Below are 20,693 nucleotides of genomic sequence, written 5' to 3' on the forward strand. Positions count from 1 at the left end.
AATATATTCGGAAAACGGGATGACGGTGAAGGGAGGGGCGTTTTATGAATCATCATGATTATGAAAAAAGGCTTGCTCTGCATGAACTGTCTCCGGCAGAGCTCCGCCTGGAATTCAATGCTGACGTCTTTTCATTTGAAACGACAGAGGAGATGAGAGACTTTCCGTATGAAATGATTGGCCAGGAACGGGCCGAGCGGGCCATGGAGTTTGGTCTTTCAGTAAGCCAGGCGGGGTATAATTTGTTTGTAGTCGGTCCAACGGGGACAGGGAGAATGACCTACACCCAGCACAGCGTGGAAAACCTGGCCCGGAAACAGAAGCAGCCGGATGATTGGTGCTACGTGCACAATTTTGATAATCCGGACCGTCCGGAAATGCTTTCGTTTCCGGCCGGGGAAGGCCAGCGCTTCCGGCGCGGGATCGAACAGCTTTTGATCAACATCGAACGTGAACTAAAAACAGCATTCTCAAGCGACAGTCATGAAAGACAGAAGCGGGAAATGTTTGAACGACTGCGTACGGAGATGGACGAGCTGTGGAAAGAAACCGACCAGTTCGCGGTACAGCACCATTTTAAGCTCGAACGTATGCAGAATGGCATTAATAAAATTCCCCTTCAACGCGGTCAGCCAATGAACCGGGAGACGTACCAGCACCTGCTTGAAGCAGAAAAGGCACAGCTGAGAGCGAACGAAAAACTCGTAGAAGAAAAAGTGCAGGACGCTCTCCGGCGTATCGCCAAAATGGAGGAAACCTTCCGCAAAGACGTACAGTTATTTATGACAGACACAGCTTCAGCCGCGGTACAAAAATTATTTGAGCCGCTCCGCAGACAATACGGGCATTTGCCGAAGGTTGAGGCGTATTTAACCGCATACGAACGGGACGTTGTAGAGCATTTTTACTTTTTTGCCGAAGGTCAAGGGCAGGAAGGTTCAGCAGGAGCACTTGAAGGAATGAAGGAAAAACAGTATCAGCGGTACGTGGTGAATTTGCTCGTCAACAACAAGCATTTAGACGGGGCTCCGGTAATTTACGAGTCCAATCCAACGTATCATAATCTGTTTGGCAAGGTAGAATACCAGGGGCAGATTGGCAGCCTGGTGACGAATTTTACTTTCATTAAACCGGGAGCGGTGCATCTGGCAAATGGGGGCTATTTGATTCTTCAGGCTGCAGATTTGCTGCAGCACCCAGGTGCATGGCCAGGGTTAAAACGGATGCTTCAGACCGGGCACGTGCATATCGAAAACTCCTATGAAGAGCGGGGACTGCTGCCAACTAGTGCACTTAAGCCGGAGCCTATTCCCTTTCGGACAAAGGTTATCATCATTGGCTCCTATTACGTTTATGATCTGTTGTCGAGACTTGATGAAGAGTTTGATAAGCTGTTTAAAGTCAAAGTAGAATTCGATACCGTCATGGCTAAAAACGATGAAAACAGCTGGAAAATGGCCGGGTTCGTGAAAAACTACGTTCAGGAAGAGGGTCTGCTGCCGTTTCACCGGGAAGCTGTTGCCAGAGTGATTGACTATAGCTCCCGTTTAATAGATGAACAGGGGAAGATGACAACCAGGTTTCAGGATATTACAAAGCTTCTCGTAGAATCCAGCCATTACGCGCTGCAGGAAGGAAACGCTTATGTCAGAGCGGAGCACATTTTCCGGGCGCTCGAGGAAAAATACAGGCGTTCAAGTCACATCCCTGAACAGTACCGGGAGAAAATTCATGATGAAACGATTATGATTCAAACGGAAGGCTACAGGGTCGGGCAGATTAACGGACTAGCCGTTATGGGAACAAGAGACTCTATGTTTGGCATTCCAACGAAAATTACGGCTCAGACGTACGTCGGAAAAAGCGGGTTGATGAACATTGAGCGGGAAACGTCTCTCAGCGGCCAGATTCATCACAAGGGCATGATGATTTTGACCGGGTTTCTTTCCGGCCAGTTTGCTAAAAATCGTCCTATTCCTTTATCGGCGAGCATTACTTTCGAGCAGACCTATAGTCTTATCGACGGCGACAGCGCTTCAAGCACAGAGTTATACGTACTGCTTTCCTCTTTGGCAGAAGTGCCTATTTACCAGGGGATAGCAGTAACCGGATCGGTCAACCAGTGGGGGGAGATTCAGCCAATCGGCGGTGTGAATGAAAAGATTGAGGGTTTTTATCATATTTGCCGGGAAAAAGGACTGACCGGCAGGCAGGGTGTAATTATTCCGAAGCAGAATGCCCGCAATTTAATGCTCGATCCCGAAGTTGTGGAAGCGGCGGAAGCAGGAAGCTTCCATATATGGGCAGTCGGCCATATTTCTGAAGGTATGGAAATCCTGACCGGTGAACGGGCAGGAGCCGTACGCCGCGAGGACGGAACCTATCCGGAAGGCTCAGTATTTGCCCGCACAGAAGCCCGTTTTAAACGGATGTATGATATGGAGTTCAGACAGCAGGGCATGGAATAGTTCAGTCGCAAATCGTGTATATACAAAAAAGGCCCTGTTCTTATAAAAGAACGGGCCTCTGTTTTATTCACCGGTGATTTTTTCTACGGAATCGTTAAGCTGGTACTCGCGGCCAAGCAGCGTGTAGTCGCTCCATTTCGTATTATTTACGTAATAAAATTGTTCGTTTTGTACGGCTTCCGTATCAGCAAGCAGGTCATCCACAAGTTCCTGGGACTGTTCTGTCGGCTCTCCCTGATCGGTTAGAATAAACAAATAATCCGCGCCTTCTACATAGTCAGGAACAGTTTCAAGAGAGATAGCCTGGGTCTCCGTATTTTCTTCGACACCTTCAGTTGGTTCTAATCCGGCACCTTCATACAGGCCGGCAAAGATGGACTGGTCGTGTACGTATACTTCCTTGCCGCTGAATTGAACCACGGCTGCTGTTGCGTCTTCCGGCACGTCATTGTCTGCAAGAGTCTGTTTGGCTTCCTCGGCCTGTTGATCGTACTCGTTCAGCCACTCTTCGCCCGCATCTTCTTTGTTAAGTGCATCCGCAGTATTCTGCAGCTGCTCTTCCGGTGTATCTTCAAAAGAAGTCATATATACCGGAGCAATTTGTTCAAGCTGGTCAAGGGAGTCAGACTGATAATCCGATAAAAGAATCATGTCCGGGTCAAGCTCGTTGATCTGCTCTACGTTTGGAGAATCGCCGCCAACGCTTTCCACTCCTTCGAGCTGATCGCCGTACGTATCGAGATAATAATCAGAAGTGCCTATTGGCTGTTCATCAAGAATCAGCATATCTGCTGTGTTTTGCAGGGCCACTACATTCTCGGGGTTTTCCGGGATTTCTACCTCGCGTCCGGTCGGGTCAGTGACTGTTCTTGTTTCTGCTTCTGCATTTTCTCCGCTGTCTTCACTTTCTCCGGAACCTCCGGATGAACCGTTGCCGCAGGCGGCAAGCACAAATAAAAAGGCGAAACCTACTGCAAACAAAGAAAGCCATTTTTTAACCATATATGTACATCCTCCTAGATGATAATAATAATCATTTGCATGACTATTATATGGTATTCATTTTATAATTACAATGTAAACCTCTGGAACTAAGCAAAAAATGTTGTTCATATAATTTTTTATGAAAATGGAAGGGATGTGCTTTTATTTATTTAACGTTACACTGAAGGTAATTTGTTTTTATGATTGTAAAACATACGAGAGAGACTCTGCGTACAGGAGGAAATTTTATGCGATTTGAACCGTCTGAACAAATCGAACGACTGCCGGAACAGTTTTTTGCTTCGCTTTCAAGGAAAGTCCAGACTCTGAAAGAAGAAGGCAGGGATTTAATCAATCTTGGGCAGGGGAACCCTGATCAGCCGACCCCGGCGCCTATTGTTGAAAAAATGAGGATTGCTGCTGAAAAGCCGGAATATCATAAATATTCCCCGTTTCGGGGCTATGAATTTTTGAAGCAGGCGGCGGCTGATTTTTATCAGCGGGAATACGGTGTGACGTTGGATCCAAAAACGGAAGTGGCGGTTTTATTCGGTGCAAAAACAGGGCTTGTAGAGATCAGCCAGTGTCTCCTTAACCCTGGGGATACTGCTTTACTGCCGGACCCGGGTTATCCTGACTATCTTTCGGGAACAGCTCTTGCCAATGCAGAAACGGCTTTTATGCCGCTTAAAAAAGAAAATAGTTTTCGCCCTGATTTTCGACAGATTGAAGCAGATGTTCTGAACCGGGCAAAAATGATGTTTTTAAATTATCCTAACAATCCGACTGCCGGTACCGCTACGGCGGAATTTTTTGAAGAAACGGTCCGGACTGCTGTACAGCACCACATTTGCGTCGTTCACGATTTTGCCTATGGATCGCTCGGCTACGACAGCAAAAAACCGCCCAGCTTTCTTCAGACCCCCGGAGCCAAAGAAGTGGGTGTAGAAATGTACACCCTTTCGAAAACGTTTAATATGGCCGGATGGCGTGCAGCTGTAGCTGTGGGAAACGCTTCAGTTATAGAGATGATCAATAAAATTCAGGATCATTTGTATGTAAGTTTGTTTGGTGCAGTTCAGGAAACAGCAGCGTATGCGTTTGATCACGGGGCAAAGATGGCTGAAGATATACTGAATGTTTATGAAAACAGAAGAAATGTATTTATTCAGGCGCTTCATGATCACGGCGTAGCGGTGCAGACACCAGGGGGTTCTTTTTTTGTATGGATGGAAGTGCCAGGAGGATACACCTCCGCTTCGTTTACCGAAGAGCTGCTCGAAGAAGCGGGTGTAGTAGTCGCCCCGGGCCACGGCTTTGGCAGCATGGGAGAAGGATACGTCCGCATTGGTCTGCTCGAGGAGGAAGAGCGATTAAAGGAAGCTGCTGAGCGGATCGCGAGTGTGGCCGCAAAGGTGAAATAAAGAAGCTATTTAACTTTTTCATTTATCCATATTTTTGCTGATGGTCTTTTTTCCATGATAAATAGGTTTCGTCCTCCCGGGCTTTGATCCATTTTTCCTCAAAAATCCGGGCGGATTCGGCTTTTTCTTCATTGATCTGACGTTCATTCACGTTACCGTCTTTGTCGTATTTTTTGCCTCCTTTATAATTGGCGTACCGGCGTGAGCGCGTGTAGCCCATCTGCAGAAATTTTCTTGCCATATCCATTCCGACAAAATCCTTTTGCTTTTTATACTCCAAAAATAATTCGTAAATCTGCCGGGAGGATTTTTCGGCAATGTCCGGGGTCTTAAACCTCCAGTACGGCAAAATTTCGCTTTTGTACGGTTCCACCATTAAAACGCCCTGTTCCCCGCGCCCTACACGGTACTTTTCTGGCTTTTCACGAAAATTAATACGGTCAAAATCTTCTTCATAGTTAAAACTCATAAGCATTCTCTCCTTTTCTGCCTTTGTTTTCTTTGCCCGAAAATGATGAGATTTATGTGTGAAACTGCACCCTTGTTTAGGATTTATTTTTCTTGAAAAGGGGAATAAACAGTATGCATGGAATAAAGAAGGATTATTGAACATACACATCGAATCCTTGTGTTAGATGGAGGTTTTAAGATGGAATATATTGAAAATGTACGCAGCCAGCTTCTGGAGGAAATTGAACCAGTGCCGGAAGCAGATTGGAACATAAAAACAGACGCCACTGATTGGAGCGTGGCCCAGGTGGTCGAGCACCTACGGCTGTTTGAAGCCTTTGTAGGAAGAAGTATGAAAAGTGCCCTGGAAACAGAACCTACGACCAGAGCGGAAGAAAAGCCGATCCAAATGATGAAATACCGGCGACGCCCGGCAGAAGCCCCGCAGGAGCTGCAGCCGGAGGACATGGAGTATGGCAAGCAGAGCCTGCTTGAAGAACTGAAGGAAACAAGAGACTATATCCGTCACCTGGAGGAAAAACATACCAGGGAGGAATTAGCAGCACGTTCCATTTCGCATCCCAATTTTGGGCCTATGCCTCTTCATCAGTGGCTGGAAATGATCGGTCTCCACGAAGAGCGTCATATTGCTCAAATCCAAGATATAAAAGCAAGATTATAGACTGAGGGAGGAAAAGAAATGAAGAAGCTCATTAATGGTGTGGATCAGATTGTTTCTGAAATGGTGGAAGGATTGGTGGCCGCTCATCCTGATAAACTCCGGGCGATTGAAAACACAAATGTCATTGTGCGGGCAGATGCCCCGGTCAAGGGGAAGGTGGCGCTGATCAGCGGCGGGGGCAGCGGACACGAGCCTGCTCATGCCGGATATGTTGGGGAAGGGCTCCTCGATGCAGCAGTGAGCGGGGAAGTATTCACCTCTCCGACACCCGACCAGGTGCTTGAAGCTATTAAAGCTGTCGACAGCGGCTCCGGAGTTCTTTTGATTGTCAAGAACTACAGCGGGGATGTCATGAACTTTGATATGGCTGCCGATCTTGCAGAAGCAGAGGATATTACGGTCAAGCAGGTCGTTATACGGGACGACGTAGCGATTTCCAATCCGGAGGACCGCCGCGGTGTAGCAGGAACGACCCTTGTGCATATGATTGCAGGGGCAGCAGCGGCTGAGGGAAAAAGCCTGGACGAGGTGGAAGCAATTGCCCAGGGCGTGGCTGACAACGTGCGTTCGATGGGGGTTTCCCTTTCTCCGTGTACTGTTCCGGCTTCCGGCAAACCCGGCTTCACCCTTGATGAGAACGAGATGGAAATCGGGACCGGTATTCACGGCGAGCAGGGCGTGGAGCGGCGCGAGCTGATGCAGGCAGACGCCGTGACGGAAGAACTGGTTCAGCACGTGCTCGATGATATGCACTTAAAGGATGGCAGCGAAGTAGCGTTAATGATCAACGGCCAGGGAGCTACGCCTTTAATGGAGCTTTATATTGTGGCAAGAAAGGCTATTCAGCTGTTGAAAGACCGTGGTATTCACGTAAAGAAAACCTTTGTAGGAGAATATATGACATCGCTTGAAATGACAGGATGCTCGGTAACGATTTTAAACCTGGATGAAGAACGGAAACAACTGTTACTATCCGGCAGGGAGTGAAGCTTTCATGGAACTAAGCGCAGCAGTAATGAAGCAATGGGCACTACGAATCAATGCAAAAATGCAGGAGCATAAGGACAAGCTTTCCGAGCTGGATCAGGCCATCGGAGACGGAGATCACGGGCATAATATGGCCCGCGGCTTTCAGGAAGTAGCCAACAAAGTGGAAGACGCTTCCTACGATGATATTGGCGCAATGTATAAAGATGTGGCTTCTACACTCATTTCGAAAGTGGGAGGAGCCTCGGGGCCATTATACGGTACGGCATTTCTTAAAGCCGCCAATGCATGGAAGGGTAAAGACGTGCTTGACAGCGCAGCGTTGACCGAAGGCATCGAGGCCGCCGTCGGCGGTATCGAAACGAGAGGCAAGGCTTCCCTCGGGGACAAGACAATGCTCGACGTATGGATTCCTGTGCGGGATGAAATGAAAGAGCACGGCGCAGACGCAGAGAAGGCTGCCAAAACGGCTGCAAACGAAGCAGAAGCTACCATCGACCGAATTGCTAAAAAAGGAAGGGCTTCCTATTTAGGCGAGCGTTCGAAGGGGCATATGGACCCTGGAGCTTTTTCATCGCAGCTCGTTTTTGAAGCGTTGGCAGAAGTGTACAAAGAGGGGGCCTCTTAATGGCTAAAGTCAGCATCATCGTTATTTCTCACAGCAAAGAGCTCGCCGACGGCATCGTGGATCTCGTATCTCAGACGAAGCAGGAGGATGTTTCAATCGCTGCAGCGGGCGGAACTGAAGACGGAGAAATCGGCACAAGTGTAGACCGGATCACCGGCGCTGTGGAATCGGTTACGACGGAAGAGGGTGTGCTGCTTTTGTTTGATATTGGCAGTGCATTAATGAATGCGGAATTGGCTCTTGAAATGCTGCCGGAGCTCGAAGGTCGTATTACAATAGCTGATGCCCCGCTTGTGGAAGGAGCGTACATCGCTGCGGTCGAAGCAGGGATGGGAAAAACGCTTGAAGAAGTAAAAAAAGCAGCAGAGTCGGCAAAGGAATGGAAAAAAATCGAGGATTAATGAATAAAACCCTGCAGCCAGGCTTACGGCTGCAGGGTTTTCGTTGATAGAGAGTTTTATACAAGAATCCGAAATGCCCGGAGTGCTGAAGCCTCCGGGCATTTCAGGCTATGAGCTTGTTTTTGGCCTTGCATTTTTATAATAGGAGCCCTGAGAGGTTTTTTCTTTTTCGGCAGAAGGTGTTTTTGACGCTCGCGCTAGTAACACGTAGCTGAGTACTGCTGCAGCGTCTGCTCCAAAAATCACAATTCCCATCGGTACCGCTGTATGCTCTCCGGCGATGCCCACCAGCGGGGCCGAAGCCGCACCGAATAAAAATGGAAGCAGCCCGATTAATGCAGCAGCGCTACCGGCCCGGTGGCCTTGTTCTTCCATCGCAAGAGAGAACGAAGCTGTATTTACAAGCCCAAGGCTTGAAACGACGAAAAACATTGGAATGACGATAGCGGCAAGCGGTGCCTGAAGCACGGTCATTGTTAATAGGACGGAGCTTGAAATGAGGGTCAGCCCGAGCCCGAAGGTGAGTATTTTTCGTTCCGGTACAATGCCGGCGAGCCTGCCGGTGGTCTGCGATCCGATAATAATGCCGATTCCGTTAAGGGCGAATAAAAAGCCGAATGTTTGCGGCGAAGCTCCGTAAATGCCTTGATAGACAAACGGCGTGCCGGAAACATAAGCAAAGATGCCGGCCATTTTTAATCCCTGGGCAAGGGCGAAGCCCATAAACGAACGGTCCTTTAATAAGCTGCCAAAGGTACGTACGGTTTCTTTTATATCGCTGTCGGAACGATCATTTTCCGGGAGGGTTTCCGGAAGCAGGGATAAAACAATAATAAAGATAATAATTCCTATCGCGCTTAGTACGGCAAAGACGCCGTTCCATGTCGTAAAGTTAAGAATGGTTCCGCCAAGCACTGGGGCAAGTATTGGCGCAAGGCCGTTTACAAGCATTAACAGGGAAAAGAATTTTGTCAGTTCTTTCCCGGAATACATGTCCCGGACAATTGCCCGGGAAATAACGATGCCGGCCGAAGCTGAAAATCCCTGTAGAAAACGGCAGGCAATCAGAATCCAAATTGTCGGGGCGAATATACATAAAATAGAAGCAGCAATATAAATAAATAAGAAAACAGATAACGGTTTTTTTCTTCCATTCACGTCACTCATAGGGCCGACGATTAATTGGCCAAAGGCTAGGCCGAGCAGGCAGGCTGTTAAACTAAGCTGCACAAGCGACGCACTCGTATCAAGATCCTGTGCTATGGAAGGAAAGCTAGGTAAATACATGTCAATAGTCAAAGCGCCGAATGCAGCCAGTGAGCCCAGCAGAATCGCCAGGCCGAGCCGTTTTTTAGACGATACCGCCTGTGTGGAACTCATGATAAAATCTACTCCCTTGTTAAATGATTTATGTATTATAGGACACGTCTGTTTTTTGCACACAAGAGAGGATTCTAACATAGGGCATATAAAAAGAAAAGCCCGTTTTTAAGACGGACTTTTCCCGGATTTTGTTTCCATAGCAGCAAACAGCAGATGCCAGCACTCTGCAGCAAGAACGAAAAAAATAACAATAAGCGCTCCGGCCCATTCCTGAAAAAAGGCTACAGCAATGATTACGTACCACGAGCATCGAAGCAGGTGCTGAAGCGGCGGCATCCATAAAAAGCACAGCGGCCGGAAGAGAAGAAAAAAGGCAAAGCTGAACAGGAAAAATACATATTCCTGAGTCAAGTCTACGGCAAATACAGCACTTAACCCTTCATTTATTAAGGAAAAAAAGGAAAGACTCATCACGTTCCGCTACTCCTCGGTATCTGCAGGAAATCGGACGCCGATTTGTGCACGTATTTCATCAAGCACCTGCAGTACTTGAATAGAGCGTTCGATAGGAATGTGCCGCACATCTTCATCGGCGCACAGCTGGATAAAGGCCTGTATTTCGTGAGCCATGGAATCCTCCTGATTATTTTCCCAGAGGACAGTCGTTTCATCTTTTTTTGTAAGGGTCACCCGGTGCATGTGGTTAATATGGTTGATGGTGATCGTGCCGTCTTCGCCCTGCAGCTCCACCGGCTGGGTGGAAGCAGAAATTTTTGAATAGCTGACCACAGCCTGGGCATCGGAATAGCCTAAAAGAGCAGCGGCCTGGCCGTCGGCTCCGGTTTCAAGCAGATAGCCATGCGCCTGTACTGTATGCGGCATGCCGAGGAGTTCAAGGGCGGGGTGGAGGCAGTAGATGCCGATATCCATCGAGGCCCCGTTGGAAAGCTCGGGCTTAAAAGCGTTGAGCACGGTCCCCTCGCGGTAGGCGTCGTAACGGCTCGAATACTGACAATAGGAAATCGATGCCCGGCGGAGTTTTCCGATTTCGTCAAGGTGGTTCGAAACAGTCTCCCAGGCCGGGAAATACATGTTTTTGATCGCTTCCATAATAGTGACACCGTATTCTGAAGCAGCGGCAAGAAGCCGCTTTGCCTCTTCCGCATTAGAGCACATCGGCTTTTCACAGATGATGTGCTTGCCGTGCTGGATACCGGCCATAGCTATGGAAAAGTGATGTCTCGTAGGGCTTGCAATATACAGCGCTTCAACGTTTGTGTCCCGACAAAGCTGTTCTAAATCATCGTAAGCCGAAGGCGCATCGTACTGATCCGCAAGCGTTTGGGCACGCTCAATATTCCGCGAATATACCGCCTGCAGCTGAAAGCCTTCAAGAGAACTGCCGGCCTGAATAAAAGCTTCGGTGATCCAGTTTGTCCCCACGGTGGCAAAATTCATTATGTGAAACCTCCTTAAATGTCAACTGATCCTAAGAGTTTCCTTTTCTTTTCCGGTTCGTCCGTGTTTTTGCTTCCGCCTTTGGCATAGAAGCCCGCCGTTTTCGTTCCTCAAAAAAGAGAAAAAACTGGTCGTATGCCTCTACAGCAGCTGCAAAGCCAAGAATGAAGAAAATGGATCCGGCCTCCTGCAGCAGAACATAACCGAGGGCCGCGTACCACAGCATTTTTAACAGCCGGGCCGCTGCCGGTTTCCATAAAAAAAAGATAGGACGCAGTAAAAGATACAATAAAATAGCGAGAACAAATACAGCGATATTTTCGCCGAAGGTCCCCGGTACCCGGGAAATAATTTGATCGATGATTTGCCCGAACTCTGCTAAGCGTTCCTCCATTGGCTGCAGCTCCTTTAAGTAATGTAGATACAAATATTCATAACTGTATCGTAGCGGTTTTAGCTTCAAATGAACAGCCTTGAATCAAAAAAGTACAAATGATAAAAGCTCTCTTCCTGAAAAAGAAGAGAGCGTGAAATAAAAGATACACAAAAGTAAATTACGGACGGACAGGCCTCAGGTCTTCATTTTCCTGCAGGGAACAAATGTATTCGACCAACAGCTCGATAACATTTTCGATATCGTACATGCTGGCTGTCTCCACCGGGGCGTGCATATACCGTAGTGGAAGGGATACATTGACGCTTGGAATACCGTTGCCAGCAAGACGAATCCGGTCGGCGTCAGTACCGGTCACCCGCGGAGTGAGCTCGTATTGCACGGAGAGGCCGGCTTTTTTGGCCGCCTGCTCCAGTCCTTCATTAGCTGTCGGATGAATCGGAGCCCCTTTGGCAAGGACGGGACCGCCGCCGAGTGTTACTTCTGTTTCCTGATTCGGATTGGACCCGGGGTAATCATAAGCAAATGTAACGTCGAGGGCAATTGCTAAATCCGGACGGAGACCGGCGCCGGCAAAATGAGCCCCTCCCATGTTTGTTTCTTCGTTGACCGTGCTTACGCCATAGACGCCCACCGCCGGGCGTTTGTTGTGCAGACGGCGCAGAACTTCTGCAGTGATAAAGGCCCCTGTCCGGTTGTCGAGCCCCCGTCCGCTGAAACGATTGTTTAACAGCTTTTCGGGCGTGCGCTCATAAACGCCTGCATCGCCGACGGAAAGATATTTTTCTATTTCTTCTTTGCTATTAGCTCCAAAGTCTATGTATAGATCGGAAAAGGCGAAATCTTTTTTACTGCCGCCCTTGTGTTCCGCATTGACGCCCGTAACGCCGGTGATAGGTCCCTGCCTGCCCTGAAAAGTCACTTTCATTCCCAGTGCAGGTGCCTGGCTGATGCCGCCGAGCTTTTCCACCCGTACGAAACCACTGCTGTCGATAGACTTTACAAGAAAGCCGATCTCATCACAGTGCCCGGCTAAAAGTACGTGAAACGGGGCTTCCGGATTGATGGTGCCCCAGGCATTGCCTATCGTGTCTGTGTGAACTTCATCCGCATACGGAGAGACGTACTGAAGCCACTTACGCTGAATAGCCATTTCGTGACCGGATGGAGAGGGAGTTTGGAGCAGGTCGTATAAAAACTGTTCAGATGATTCCTTCATAAGTTTTCCTCCTTGAAAGTACAATTTATTACAGCATCCCGTTTTTCGGCTTTGTCGTCAACTCCTGTTCCTGAAGCCCCAGGCGCCTACTTGTAGTGACCACCGATTTTTTCTGCGCGGGCAAGGGCCTGGCCGCCGGGAAGAAGTGATGAGGCCTGGAGCACAGCTGCCGGTCCGTACCGGTCTTTGAGGGCATCGATCGTTTTGTTTAAATCTTCCCGGTGCTCTTTTTCGGAAAACAAATCCAACTGCATAAATTGATTGCTTTCAAGCTGCTGCAGGCTGACGCTCAGTCCCCGGACCGGGTAGTGTGTCCAATGTTTACGAAACACGGAGGCGGCAGCTTCGTAGATGGCTTTGCCGTCATTAATCGGTTCGGCCTGGGAGGCCTGCCGCTGAAAATGAAGAGAATTGCCGTTATCATGACCTTCGGCTCCTACGGTGACTGTCCAGCCGCTGCAGCCCTCTGCCCGGGCCCGGCGTCCAACCTCTTCACTCAGTTCGCGAAGCACGACGCTGATATCATCCCAGCTCGAGTAATCACATGGCAGAGTCATATGGTGGCCGACAGCCTTTCGGTGCGTATGAGTGCCGGGAGAGACAGGGGGAGGATCAATGCCGTTCGCTGTCTGCCATAGAAGCTCTCCGTTCAAACCAAAGCGGTGCCGCAGCTCTTCCACAGGGTAGGCAGCGAGGTGGCCGGCTTTTCGAATTCCCATCTGCCGCAGGTGTTTTTCCATCCGGCGCCCGATTCCGAACAGATGATTCACAGGCAGAGGCCAAAGTGTGGAAGCCAGCTGTTCCTGCTTCAGGGTGAAAATCCCATCGGCCGATTTTTTGGCAAAATGGTCACAGGCCATTTTGGCGAGAACCTTGGTTGCTCCAATGCCGGTCCGGGGATAGACGCCGAAGGCCCGAAGAAGATGCCGGTTGACGAACAGTGCTGCCTGCTCCGGTGTGGAAGCCGTATGTTTGTATGTATGGGTCATATCTGCAAACAGCTCGTCCACGCTGTAGGGTTCTACTTTATCAGTGTAAGCTTCAAGCGCTGTGGCGATTTGTACAGAAATTTTTAAATAAAGCTCCATGCGCGGAGGGATAACAACGAGCCCAGGGCACTTTTGCTGTGCTTCTCCAAGTGTTTCGGCTGTTTTTACTCCTTCGCGTTTAGCAATAGGGCAGGCAGCCAGAATCACCCCGCTCCGGATGGACGGATCGCCGGCTACGGCTGTTGGTTTATGCTGAAGGTTAGAATAATACAGTTTTTCAACATTGGCGTAGAACGACTGCATGTCGATAAGAAAAATAACCCGCTCCACGGCCCAGCCCTCCTTCGGTGAAACAATTGTTTCTTTCTATAGAGTATACCTCAAATTAAATATTTTAAACGAACAAACGTTCTTATTTTTGGTAAAAAACCAGGCCCTGATTCAGGGCCCAGCATATGCATTATGAAGAAGGAAGACCCCTTTTTTGTACGAGAGTGTTATTAAATCGCTCGAGCAGCTGGGCAAATTGATCGCGCTCTTCCTTATCCCAGTCAGCCAACAGGCTGTCATACATATGAATCCGTTCCTGCTTCAGCGTATTGATTGCCTCGATTCCTTCGTTCGTAATAAAAATCTGGTTGACTCGTTTGTCGTGATGATCCGGCCGGCGGGAGACAAAACCTTTTTTCTCCAGCGAGTGAATCTGACGACTGAGCGTCGAAATATCGAGGAGAAAGTGATCAGCTAGTTCACGTGCAGAACGGGGGCTCTGCTGGTGCAGTACCTGAAGAATCAAATAAGCGGAACGATCCAGGCTGCTTGCCTGACTGTCAAGCGTTCGTTTAAAATCCGCCCGGCGCATTAACGTCACCACGCCGGTTTCAATTAGTTCGAGCATTTCCTTATCATGTTCGTTCATCGGGGCCCTCCAATTCCAGTCGGTCTTTTTCTCTATTGTAATATAGATCAGGGCCGAAAAAAGAGATAAGCGTAAAACGATGTATATAAAACGAAAATGACATACGTTTTTTTCTAGTCGGCTCGCTGCATAGCCCTTCTTTCAGCATATTCGAGGCATTTTTCGCAGACAAATACTTTTTCCTCCTGTTTTGTGAAGTACGGACGCATATAAGGAGTTTTTGAGCTGCAGTAGTAGCAGCGTTTTGAGAAAGAAAGGCTTTTTATCCATTGCTTCAGCAACAAGATTCCCCCCTTTTTTGTATTGGGATGTATGTTTACGATAAGAGAAAGGGAGGGTGAATGCGAACGATTTGCTTATGAAAACCAAAAAGTGCCCACTCTGCTTTTATATGAATTTATATAATTATTCAATAAAATAACACTTCAATTCATGAATGAAATCTTTCATTTTCGGGAAAAAGACTGTTAATGAAGACTAAGAAGAAGGTGATCAGTGTGACAAAAAGATTAGACCGTGAACAATGGAGTGTTTTTCAAAGCGAGCTCTATCAAACAAATACGACTGTCGTAATGACAGATGATTTGATATTAATAACAGATCCTACATGGCTCCCGGCCGAAATTGAGGAAATAAAGAATTTTGTCGAAGAGCGAAAAAAAGATCAGCCGGTATATCTGCTGCTGACTCATTCGGATTTCGATCACATTATCGGAGCCGGGGCTTTTCCGGAAGCAACTATCATTGCTTCCCGTGGGTTTAATGCGAGGTCGGATAAAGAAGAAATTGTGCAGGAAATGAAAGAGTTTGACAGTGCATACTATATTCAACGCAGTTATGAAGCCGTGTATCCGAAGCCGGATATTATTGTTGACTCGGATGAGCAGGTACTTGAAGAAGGAGAAACTAAAATTACGTTCTACCTGGCCCCGGGTCATACCGTGGATGGACTGGCAGCTGTCGTAGAGCCGCTCGGTCTTTGTATCGCCGGGGACTATTTAAGCAATGTAGAGATCCCGATTATTGAATATCACAGCGAGTCCTACCAGTTTACGCTAAAGAAGCTGGATGAGCTCTGGAGAGACGGCAAATACAATACCGTGGTGCCGGGACATGGCCTGGTTGCCTCGAAGCCGGAAGAAATAGAGAAGCGTCTCCGGGATTCAGAATGGTATATTGAAAATACAAAGAAATCGTTGGAAGATCCATATGTGGAGAGCGCCATTTTTGCATTTATTGACCGTCATAAATTTGAAGAACCGTTAAAGCAGGCCCACGAAGATAATAAAGAACAATTAAAAACGGAAAGATAGAGAAAACTGGCTGCTCTGTAAAAGGGCAGCCAGTTTTTGGTTTGATATTTCTTATTCGGAGGATTCGGTTTGGTTACGCGGAAGAATCAAAACCTCCACGCGTCTGTTCTGGGCACGGCCTTCTTCGGTATCATTAGAAGCAACCGGTTCAAACTCGCCGAACCCTTTAGCACTGAAATCCCTTGGGTCAAGGTCAGGATTTTCGAGCACAATTTCCATAAAATGCACCGCCCGCATGACGCTGAGTTCCCAGTTTGTGCTGAAGTCCGCATTCGCGATAGGGGTGTCATCCGTATGGCCGCTGATAATAATGTTGCGCGGGGGATTTAATACAAGCAGCTCGGACATATCCTCGGCCGTTTCCAGAGCCTCTTCGCGTATTTCTGCTTCCCCAACATTGAACAGAATGTTGTCTTTAATGGAAAGGAGCAGGCCGTCATCGGAGAGGCGGGTCGTAAACTGGCCCTCAAGTCCCCGTTCATCAATAAAGCCTTCGACTCTCTCCTGAAGCTCGGCAAGTTCGTTTCGATCCTCGGCTTCTTCGGTGACTGTGGCTGGAGGAGGACTTTCATCGATATTATCTTCGGCATTCAGTTCTTCTACGGAGGTTCCGGATTCGTTGATGCCACTTCCGCCAGTGAAAACAGAGTTAAAGGAATCGGAAATCTGGTCAAATTTCCGGGCGTCCACCTCACTTGATGCAAATAATACGATAAACAGCGCAAGCAGCAGGGTTAAGAGGTCTGCGTAAGGGAGAAGCCACGCTTCACTGACGTGTTCTTCCTCTTCCTTTTTCCGCTGCCGCCGCCTAGCCATTTTCGGTACCTTCTTTCCATTCGGTTTCCTGGGCCGCTTCCATAATCTTTTCACGATCCTTCGCCGGGACGTACATTAGAAGCTTTTGTTCAATCGTTTTTGACGGCTGCCCTTCCTGAACCGATAATACACCTTCTATCATCACACTGCGGACATGGATTTCGTGCTTGGATTTGCGCTTGAGTTTATTGGCAAAAGGGTGCCAGAGTACGTAGCCGGTGAAAATACCGAGAAGGGTGGCTACGAAGGCAGCACTGATTGCTTCCCCGAGTTTATCGATGTCAGACATGTCGGCAAGCGCCGCAATGAGACCGACCACAGCGCCAAGAACACCGAGTGTAGGAGCGTAGGTTCCTGCCTGGGTAAAAATAGAAACGCCTGTTTGATGACGGGATTCAATGGCTTCGAGCTCTTCGCTCATAATGTCACGGATAAAATCTGAATTCTGCCCGTCCACCGCCATTGTCATGCCGTTGCGGAGAAAGGGATCCTCGATGTCCTGTACCTCCCCTTCGAGAGCCAGAAGGCCTTCTTTTCTTGCTGTCTGTGCCCAGTTGGAGAACATGGGCACAAGCTGGGCGACGCTCCATTCGTGTTGGTTTTTAAATAAAACACCGAAAAGCTTCGGCACGTTTTTTAGTTCGTTACCAGGGAAAGCAATTACTACAGTGGCAATCGTGCCTCCAAAAATAATTAATAGAGCGGCCGGATTCAGTAAAGAAATGAGCTCCATTCCTTTAATGGCGATACCGCTCATGATAGCTGCGAATGCTATTATAATACCGATGATTGATGCCTTATCCATACGTATCAATCCTTTTATGTTTGATTCTATTGTTTATATCGGCGCTTGAGATGCTAACATAAAGACGGATAGAAAAATTCTTAAGGAAGTAAGGAATAATTAACTAGGCAGACAGTCTCGAAAATACGAAAAGCATGAAGATCGCCTTGAATGGCAGAGAAAGGATGCACATGATGAAAAAATGGATGATCGTTGCAGGAATCTCAGGGCTTTTGGCCAGCGCTGGCTGTGCAAATAACGGTAACGGAGACAACGGGACTGATGAAACTGAAGAAACCTCTTCGGACGCTTCAGAGGAAAATAACGAAGAGAGTCAGGAAGAAACAGAGAGCGATGCAGAAGAAGAGACAGAGGAAGCAGAGAGTGACGAACAGTCAGATGCAGGAGAGAACCCACCTGAGAGAGGAGAAGACGGGGATTTGGAGAATCCTTCGGCTACAGATGCATTAATTAACCGGGAATACCACTTGCCGTCAGATTACGAGCCGGAAAACCTAGTAATACCGGACGTGGCTTTTCCATTTGAGGGAGAACCCCAGAAAAAGTATATGAGAGAGGAAGCGGCAGCGCAGCTTGAAAGCATGTTCACGGATGCTGAAGAAGAGGAAATTGAGCTTTCGGCTGTGTCGGGATACCGTTCGTATGACCGCCAGGAAAGTATATTTGCAGCCAACGCGGAAGAAGACGGGGAGGAAGAAGCGAACAAATATAGCGCAAGGGCCGGAGAAAGTGAGCATCAAAGCGGGCTGGCTATGGACGTGAGTACTTCATCTGTCGGCTATTCGTTAACGACAGATCTCGGTGATACGGAAGAAGGAGAATGGCTTGAAGAGAATGCGCATGAATATGGCTTTGTAATACGTTATCCGGAAGATAAAACGGATATTACCGGCTATCAGTATGAACCCTGGCACGTGCGATATGTAGGAGAAGATTTAGCCGGAACGCTTCACGAAAATGACTGGGTGCTGGAAGAGTATTACGGAGAAGAGCTCGAAGAAGAGTCATCAAACAGCGAAGAAGACAAATAAAGCCGGGGGGTGCCCCCAGGCTTTATTTTTAATCTTCATCGATTGTCGGCAGCTCGGTTTTTGCAATTTTTTCATCCAACGCTTCGTAATCGTAGTACGAAATAGTACGGTACAGCTCTTCACGTGTCTGCATATCCTCAAGCATATCTTTTTGGGTGCCTTTATCGTGAATTTCCTGAAAAACCCGTTCGACGGCTTTGGCTGCGGCCCGCAGTGAAGTAACCGGGTAGATGATCATATTAAACCCCCATGATTCGAACTGGTCCGCATGATAATACGGTGTGCGGCCAAACTCGGTCATGTTAGCAAGGAGCGGCGTGCCACTGAGGCTCTCCCCGGCCCGGCGGAAATCCTCCTCGGCGGAGAGAGCTTCCGGGAAGATGCCGTCTGCGCCGGCTTCCCGGTAGAGAGCAGCCCGCTCCATAGCTGCGTCTATCCCCTCCACGCCCCTAGCGTCGGTACGGGCAATAACGGCGAGTGTCGGGGCAACTTCTTTGATAACTTTAATCTTTTGAACCATTTCTTCAGCCGATACCAGCTTTTTGCCATTTAAGTGCCCGCATTTTTTGGGGAGGTCCTGGTCTTCAATCTGTACGGCGGCTACCCCGGCTTCGGTCATTTCCCGGGCGGTGCGTGCTACATCAAGCACCCCGCCAAAGCCGGTATCAATATCAACGAGCAGCGGAAGCTTTGCTGCGCGGATAATATCCCGGGCCCGTTCAGCAACTTCATGGGAATGAATGATTCCAAGATCCGGCAGGCCCCGGCTCGCTGTATAGGCAGCGCCGGATAGATATAAAATATCAAAGCCGGTGTCCCTGGCAATCAGTGCAGACATGCTATCATGAACACCAGGAATTTTTACCACCGGCTTCTGCTTAATACGGTCACGAAATAATTGGGCGAGTTCTTTTTGGGAAACAGGTTCTTCGGTTAACCAACTCAATGTATTTCCTCCTTTTAGTAAACCCAGTCTGACATAAAGTGATGAACAGGAGTTTCTGCCAGCCGGTCATGGTCAAGCATTTGTTCCAGAAGCAGGGAGGCCTGTTTCGGCGGGTAGTGGGCATTCAGATTCTGCCGGCATTTTTCGATAATCTGCGGCTTTGCCTCTTCCCGGCGGCGCTGGTGGCCGAGCGGGTATTCCACTTCTGCTGGAGCTGTACTTGTGCCGTCCATGAAATGAACCTGCACCTGGTTGGGAATGGAACGCTTAGACGGATCCAAATAATCTTCGGTGTACTGTTTGTTTTCTTTCACGATCATTTTGTTCCGGAGCTGGTCAATAACAGGGTTTGCGGCAGCAGAATCTTCATAGTGATCAGCGTCAAGCCGGCCGAAGATCAAGCCGACGGCTGTCATATACTGCAGACAGTGATCCCGGTCCGCCGGATTTTGCAGAGGGCCGGTTTTATCAATAATACGGATAGCAGCTTCATGAGTAACGATATCGATGCGTTCAATATCCTGCAGCCGTTCTTTTACATCCCGGTGCAGTTCAATAGCGGCTTCCACAGCGGTTTGGGCATGGAATTCAGCCGGGAAGGAGACTTTGAACAGGACGTGTTCCATCACGTAAGCATCCATCTTTGGTACAGACAGCTCTTCTCCATTCATCATTACATCCTGAAAGCCCCAGCCTTTGGCAGAAAGAGCTGTAGCATACCCCATTTCGCCTTTGACAGCCATTAAAGCGAGGCGGACTCCCCGGCTGGTGGCATCACCGGCGGCCCAGGATTTTCGGGAGCCGGCGTTAGGATAATGGCGGTAAGTGCGAAGACTGGAGTTATCCACCCAGGCGTTGGATAAGGCGTTAATCATCTCCTGTTTACTGCCGCCAAGCATATGGGTGACCACCGCTGTCGTAGCTACTTTAACGAGAAGCACATGGTCAAGCCCGACCCGGTTGAAGCTGTGATTTAAAGCGATGGATCCTTGAATTTCATGGGCTTTCACCATAGCGGTTAAAACTTCGTTCATCGTCAGAGGCTCCCTGCCTTCTGCCACGCGCTGCCGGCTTAGATAGTCTGCGGTGGCAAGGATGCCCCCGAGATTATCTGAAGGGTGACCCCATTCTTTGGCAAGCCAGGTATCGTTATAATCGAGCCAGCGGATCGCGCAGCCAATATTAAAAGCAGCATGTACTGGGTCGAGTTCAAACTGGGTGCCCGGCATGCGGGCACCGTTTGGAACGATCGTGCCCGGAACGATAGGGCCCAGGTGCTTAGTGCACTCCGGATATCTTAATGCCAGGATCCCGGCCCCTAACGTATCCATTAATACATAGCGGGCGGTGTCATACGCCTCGCTGCTTGAGATTTTCTGATCATATACATAATCGGCAATGTCGGTCAGTAAAGCATCTGTCTGCTGCATCGTCTGGTTCATCCTCATTTCCTCCT

The 20,693-nt window shown here is 48.6% G+C and carries 21 protein-coding genes; 8 read left to right on the plus strand and 13 right to left on the minus strand.

Annotated features, from left to right (window positions below):
- Window positions 1-44: 44 nt before the first annotated feature.
- Window positions 45-2,468 carry a Lon protease family protein gene (locus Q9M42_RS11405; RefSeq protein WP_322526597.1) on the plus strand — a complete coding sequence of 808 codons (2,424 nt, stop codon included), beginning with the start codon at window positions 45-47 and terminating at the stop codon, window positions 2,466-2,468.
- Between the two features lie 63 nt (window positions 2,469-2,531).
- Here Q9M42_RS11405 and Q9M42_RS11410 read toward each other — a convergent pair whose 3' ends face one another.
- Window positions 2,532-3,470 carry an ABC transporter substrate-binding protein gene (locus Q9M42_RS11410; RefSeq protein ID WP_322526598.1) on the minus strand — a complete coding sequence of 313 codons (939 nt, stop codon included), beginning with the start codon at window positions 3,468-3,470 and terminating at the stop codon, window positions 2,532-2,534.
- A gap of 230 nt (window positions 3,471-3,700) precedes the next feature.
- Between Q9M42_RS11410 and Q9M42_RS11415 the strand changes: the two genes are divergently transcribed.
- The gene (locus Q9M42_RS11415) at window positions 3,701-4,876 is read left to right on the plus strand and encodes a pyridoxal phosphate-dependent aminotransferase (protein ID WP_322526599.1); all 1,176 of its coding nucleotides are present in this window, start codon (window positions 3,701-3,703) and stop codon (window positions 4,874-4,876) included.
- Window positions 4,877-4,898: 22 nt separating this feature from the next.
- Here Q9M42_RS11415 and Q9M42_RS11420 read toward each other — a convergent pair whose 3' ends face one another.
- Window positions 4,899-5,345, minus strand: a complete 447-nt coding sequence (locus tag Q9M42_RS11420) for a DUF4385 domain-containing protein (RefSeq protein WP_322526600.1) — start codon at window positions 5,343-5,345, stop codon at window positions 4,899-4,901.
- Between the two features lie 180 nt (window positions 5,346-5,525).
- Here Q9M42_RS11420 and Q9M42_RS11425 point away from each other — a divergent pair, with 180 nt between their 5' ends.
- Genes Q9M42_RS11425 through dhaM form a run of 4 tightly spaced genes read left to right on the plus strand, consistent with a single transcriptional unit; the run spans window position 5,526 to window position 8,024 of the window.
- Window positions 5,526-6,008 (plus strand): DinB family protein, encoded by a 483-nt coding sequence (locus Q9M42_RS11425; protein WP_322526601.1) that lies wholly within the window; start codon window positions 5,526-5,528, stop codon window positions 6,006-6,008.
- 18 nt (window positions 6,009-6,026) lie between these two features.
- On the plus strand, window positions 6,027-6,995 hold the full coding sequence (dhaK, locus tag Q9M42_RS11430) for a dihydroxyacetone kinase subunit DhaK (RefSeq protein ID WP_322526602.1): 969 nt from the start codon (window positions 6,027-6,029) through the stop codon (window positions 6,993-6,995).
- A 7-nt stretch (window positions 6,996-7,002) separates the two neighbouring features.
- Complete coding sequence (gene dhaL / locus Q9M42_RS11435) at window positions 7,003-7,623, plus strand: dihydroxyacetone kinase subunit DhaL (protein WP_322526603.1); 621 nt, start codon at window positions 7,003-7,005, stop codon at window positions 7,621-7,623.
- Window positions 7,623-8,024 carry a dihydroxyacetone kinase phosphoryl donor subunit DhaM gene (dhaM, locus tag Q9M42_RS11440; protein ID WP_322526604.1) on the plus strand — a complete coding sequence of 134 codons (402 nt, stop codon included), beginning with the start codon at window positions 7,623-7,625 and terminating at the stop codon, window positions 8,022-8,024. The genes dhaL and dhaM overlap by 1 nt, the downstream gene beginning before the upstream one ends.
- A 108-nt stretch (window positions 8,025-8,132) precedes the next feature.
- On the opposite strand, the gene Q9M42_RS11445 is transcribed toward dhaM, so the two are convergent.
- From Q9M42_RS11445 to Q9M42_RS11475, 7 genes are all read right to left on the minus strand, one after another.
- Window positions 8,133-9,404 carry a multidrug effflux MFS transporter gene (locus Q9M42_RS11445; protein WP_322526605.1) on the minus strand — a complete coding sequence of 424 codons (1,272 nt, stop codon included), beginning with the start codon at window positions 9,402-9,404 and terminating at the stop codon, window positions 8,133-8,135.
- 108 nt (window positions 9,405-9,512) lie between these two features.
- Window positions 9,513-9,821, minus strand: a complete 309-nt coding sequence (locus tag Q9M42_RS11450; RefSeq protein ID WP_322526606.1) for a hypothetical protein — start codon at window positions 9,819-9,821, stop codon at window positions 9,513-9,515.
- A 6-nt stretch (window positions 9,822-9,827) separates the two neighbouring features.
- Window positions 9,828-10,805 (minus strand): Gfo/Idh/MocA family protein, encoded by a 978-nt coding sequence (locus tag Q9M42_RS11455; protein ID WP_322526607.1) that lies wholly within the window; start codon window positions 10,803-10,805, stop codon window positions 9,828-9,830.
- Window positions 10,806-10,836: 31 nt separating this feature from the next.
- Window positions 10,837-11,199 (minus strand): hypothetical protein, encoded by a 363-nt coding sequence (locus tag Q9M42_RS11460; protein ID WP_322526608.1) that lies wholly within the window; start codon window positions 11,197-11,199, stop codon window positions 10,837-10,839.
- A gap of 160 nt (window positions 11,200-11,359) precedes the next feature.
- On the minus strand, window positions 11,360-12,418 hold the full coding sequence (locus Q9M42_RS11465) for a M20/M25/M40 family metallo-hydrolase (RefSeq protein ID WP_322526609.1): 1,059 nt from the start codon (window positions 12,416-12,418) through the stop codon (window positions 11,360-11,362).
- 86 nt (window positions 12,419-12,504) lie between these two features.
- Window positions 12,505-13,737 carry a DNA polymerase IV gene (locus tag Q9M42_RS11470; protein ID WP_322526610.1) on the minus strand — a complete coding sequence of 411 codons (1,233 nt, stop codon included), beginning with the start codon at window positions 13,735-13,737 and terminating at the stop codon, window positions 12,505-12,507.
- A 130-nt stretch (window positions 13,738-13,867) separates the two neighbouring features.
- Window positions 13,868-14,326: a MarR family winged helix-turn-helix transcriptional regulator gene (locus Q9M42_RS11475; protein WP_322526611.1), complete on the minus strand. Its 459-nt coding sequence runs from the start codon at window positions 14,324-14,326 to the stop codon at window positions 13,868-13,870.
- A 497-nt stretch (window positions 14,327-14,823) separates the two neighbouring features.
- Between Q9M42_RS11475 and Q9M42_RS11480 the strand changes: the two genes are divergently transcribed.
- A complete protein-coding gene (locus Q9M42_RS11480; RefSeq protein WP_322526612.1) occupies window positions 14,824-15,639 on the plus strand; it encodes an MBL fold metallo-hydrolase in 816 nt (271 codons plus the stop codon).
- A gap of 51 nt (window positions 15,640-15,690) precedes the next feature.
- Here the strand turns inward: Q9M42_RS11480 and motB are convergent, their stop codons facing one another.
- Together motB and motA are read right to left on the minus strand one after the other, a co-directional pair.
- Entirely contained in the window at window positions 15,691-16,455 is a 765-nt protein-coding gene (motB, locus tag Q9M42_RS11485) for a flagellar motor protein MotB (protein WP_322526613.1), read from the minus strand.
- On the minus strand, window positions 16,448-17,260 hold the full coding sequence (gene motA / locus Q9M42_RS11490) for a flagellar motor stator protein MotA (protein ID WP_322526614.1): 813 nt from the start codon (window positions 17,258-17,260) through the stop codon (window positions 16,448-16,450). Before motA ends, motB begins: the two co-directional genes overlap by 8 nt.
- 173 nt (window positions 17,261-17,433) lie before the next feature.
- Between motA and Q9M42_RS11495 the strand changes: the two genes are divergently transcribed.
- On the plus strand, window positions 17,434-18,291 hold the full coding sequence (locus Q9M42_RS11495; RefSeq protein WP_322526615.1) for a M15 family metallopeptidase: 858 nt from the start codon (window positions 17,434-17,436) through the stop codon (window positions 18,289-18,291).
- A 28-nt stretch (window positions 18,292-18,319) separates the two neighbouring features.
- On the opposite strand, the gene prpB is transcribed toward Q9M42_RS11495, so the two are convergent.
- The gene (gene prpB / locus Q9M42_RS11500; RefSeq protein ID WP_322526616.1) at window positions 18,320-19,237 is read right to left on the minus strand and encodes a methylisocitrate lyase; all 918 of its coding nucleotides are present in this window, start codon (window positions 19,235-19,237) and stop codon (window positions 18,320-18,322) included.
- A gap of 14 nt (window positions 19,238-19,251) precedes the next feature.
- Window positions 19,252-20,685: a bifunctional 2-methylcitrate dehydratase/aconitate hydratase gene (locus tag Q9M42_RS11505; RefSeq protein WP_322526617.1), complete on the minus strand. Its 1,434-nt coding sequence runs from the start codon at window positions 20,683-20,685 to the stop codon at window positions 19,252-19,254.
- Window positions 20,686-20,693: the final 8 nt, after the last annotated feature.

The organism is Marinococcus luteus, assembly GCF_034497705.1.
GTDB classification, from domain to species: Bacteria; Bacillota; Bacilli; order Bacillales; family Marinococcaceae; genus Marinococcus; species Marinococcus luteus_A.

Bases quoted from the DNA above. Each gene is read 5' to 3' on its own strand.
- Q9M42_RS11505 (WP_322526617.1), bottom strand. From the start codon at position 20,685: ATGAGGATGAACCAGACGATGCAGCAGACAGATGCTTTACTGACCGAC.
- Q9M42_RS11410 (WP_322526598.1), bottom strand. From the start codon at position 3,470: ATGGTTAAAAAATGGCTTTCTTTGTTTGCAGTAGGTTTCGCCTTTTTA.
- Q9M42_RS11465 (WP_322526609.1), bottom strand. From the start codon at position 12,418: ATGAAGGAATCATCTGAACAGTTTTTATACGACCTGCTCCAAACTCCC.
- motA (WP_322526614.1), bottom strand. From the start codon at position 17,260: ATGGATAAGGCATCAATCATCGGTATTATAATAGCATTCGCAGCTATC.
- Q9M42_RS11455 (WP_322526607.1), bottom strand. From the start codon at position 10,805: ATGAATTTTGCCACCGTGGGGACAAACTGGATCACCGAAGCTTTTATT.
- Q9M42_RS11420 (WP_322526600.1), bottom strand. From the start codon at position 5,345: ATGAGTTTTAACTATGAAGAAGATTTTGACCGTATTAATTTTCGTGAA.
- dhaK (WP_322526602.1), top strand. From the start codon at position 6,027: ATGAAGAAGCTCATTAATGGTGTGGATCAGATTGTTTCTGAAATGGTG.
- dhaL (WP_322526603.1), top strand. From the start codon at position 7,003: ATGGAACTAAGCGCAGCAGTAATGAAGCAATGGGCACTACGAATCAAT.
- dhaM (WP_322526604.1), top strand. From the start codon at position 7,623: ATGGCTAAAGTCAGCATCATCGTTATTTCTCACAGCAAAGAGCTCGCC.
- Q9M42_RS11405 (WP_322526597.1), top strand. From the start codon at position 45: ATGAATCATCATGATTATGAAAAAAGGCTTGCTCTGCATGAACTGTCT.
- motB (WP_322526613.1), bottom strand. From the start codon at position 16,455: ATGGCTAGGCGGCGGCAGCGGAAAAAGGAAGAGGAAGAACACGTCAGT.
- Q9M42_RS11495 (WP_322526615.1), top strand. From the start codon at position 17,434: ATGAAAAAATGGATGATCGTTGCAGGAATCTCAGGGCTTTTGGCCAGC.
- Q9M42_RS11415 (WP_322526599.1), top strand. From the start codon at position 3,701: ATGCGATTTGAACCGTCTGAACAAATCGAACGACTGCCGGAACAGTTT.
- Q9M42_RS11445 (WP_322526605.1), bottom strand. From the start codon at position 9,404: ATGAGTTCCACACAGGCGGTATCGTCTAAAAAACGGCTCGGCCTGGCG.
- Q9M42_RS11460 (WP_322526608.1), bottom strand. From the start codon at position 11,199: ATGGAGGAACGCTTAGCAGAGTTCGGGCAAATCATCGATCAAATTATT.
- Q9M42_RS11425 (WP_322526601.1), top strand. From the start codon at position 5,526: ATGGAATATATTGAAAATGTACGCAGCCAGCTTCTGGAGGAAATTGAA.
- Q9M42_RS11475 (WP_322526611.1), bottom strand. From the start codon at position 14,326: ATGAACGAACATGATAAGGAAATGCTCGAACTAATTGAAACCGGCGTG.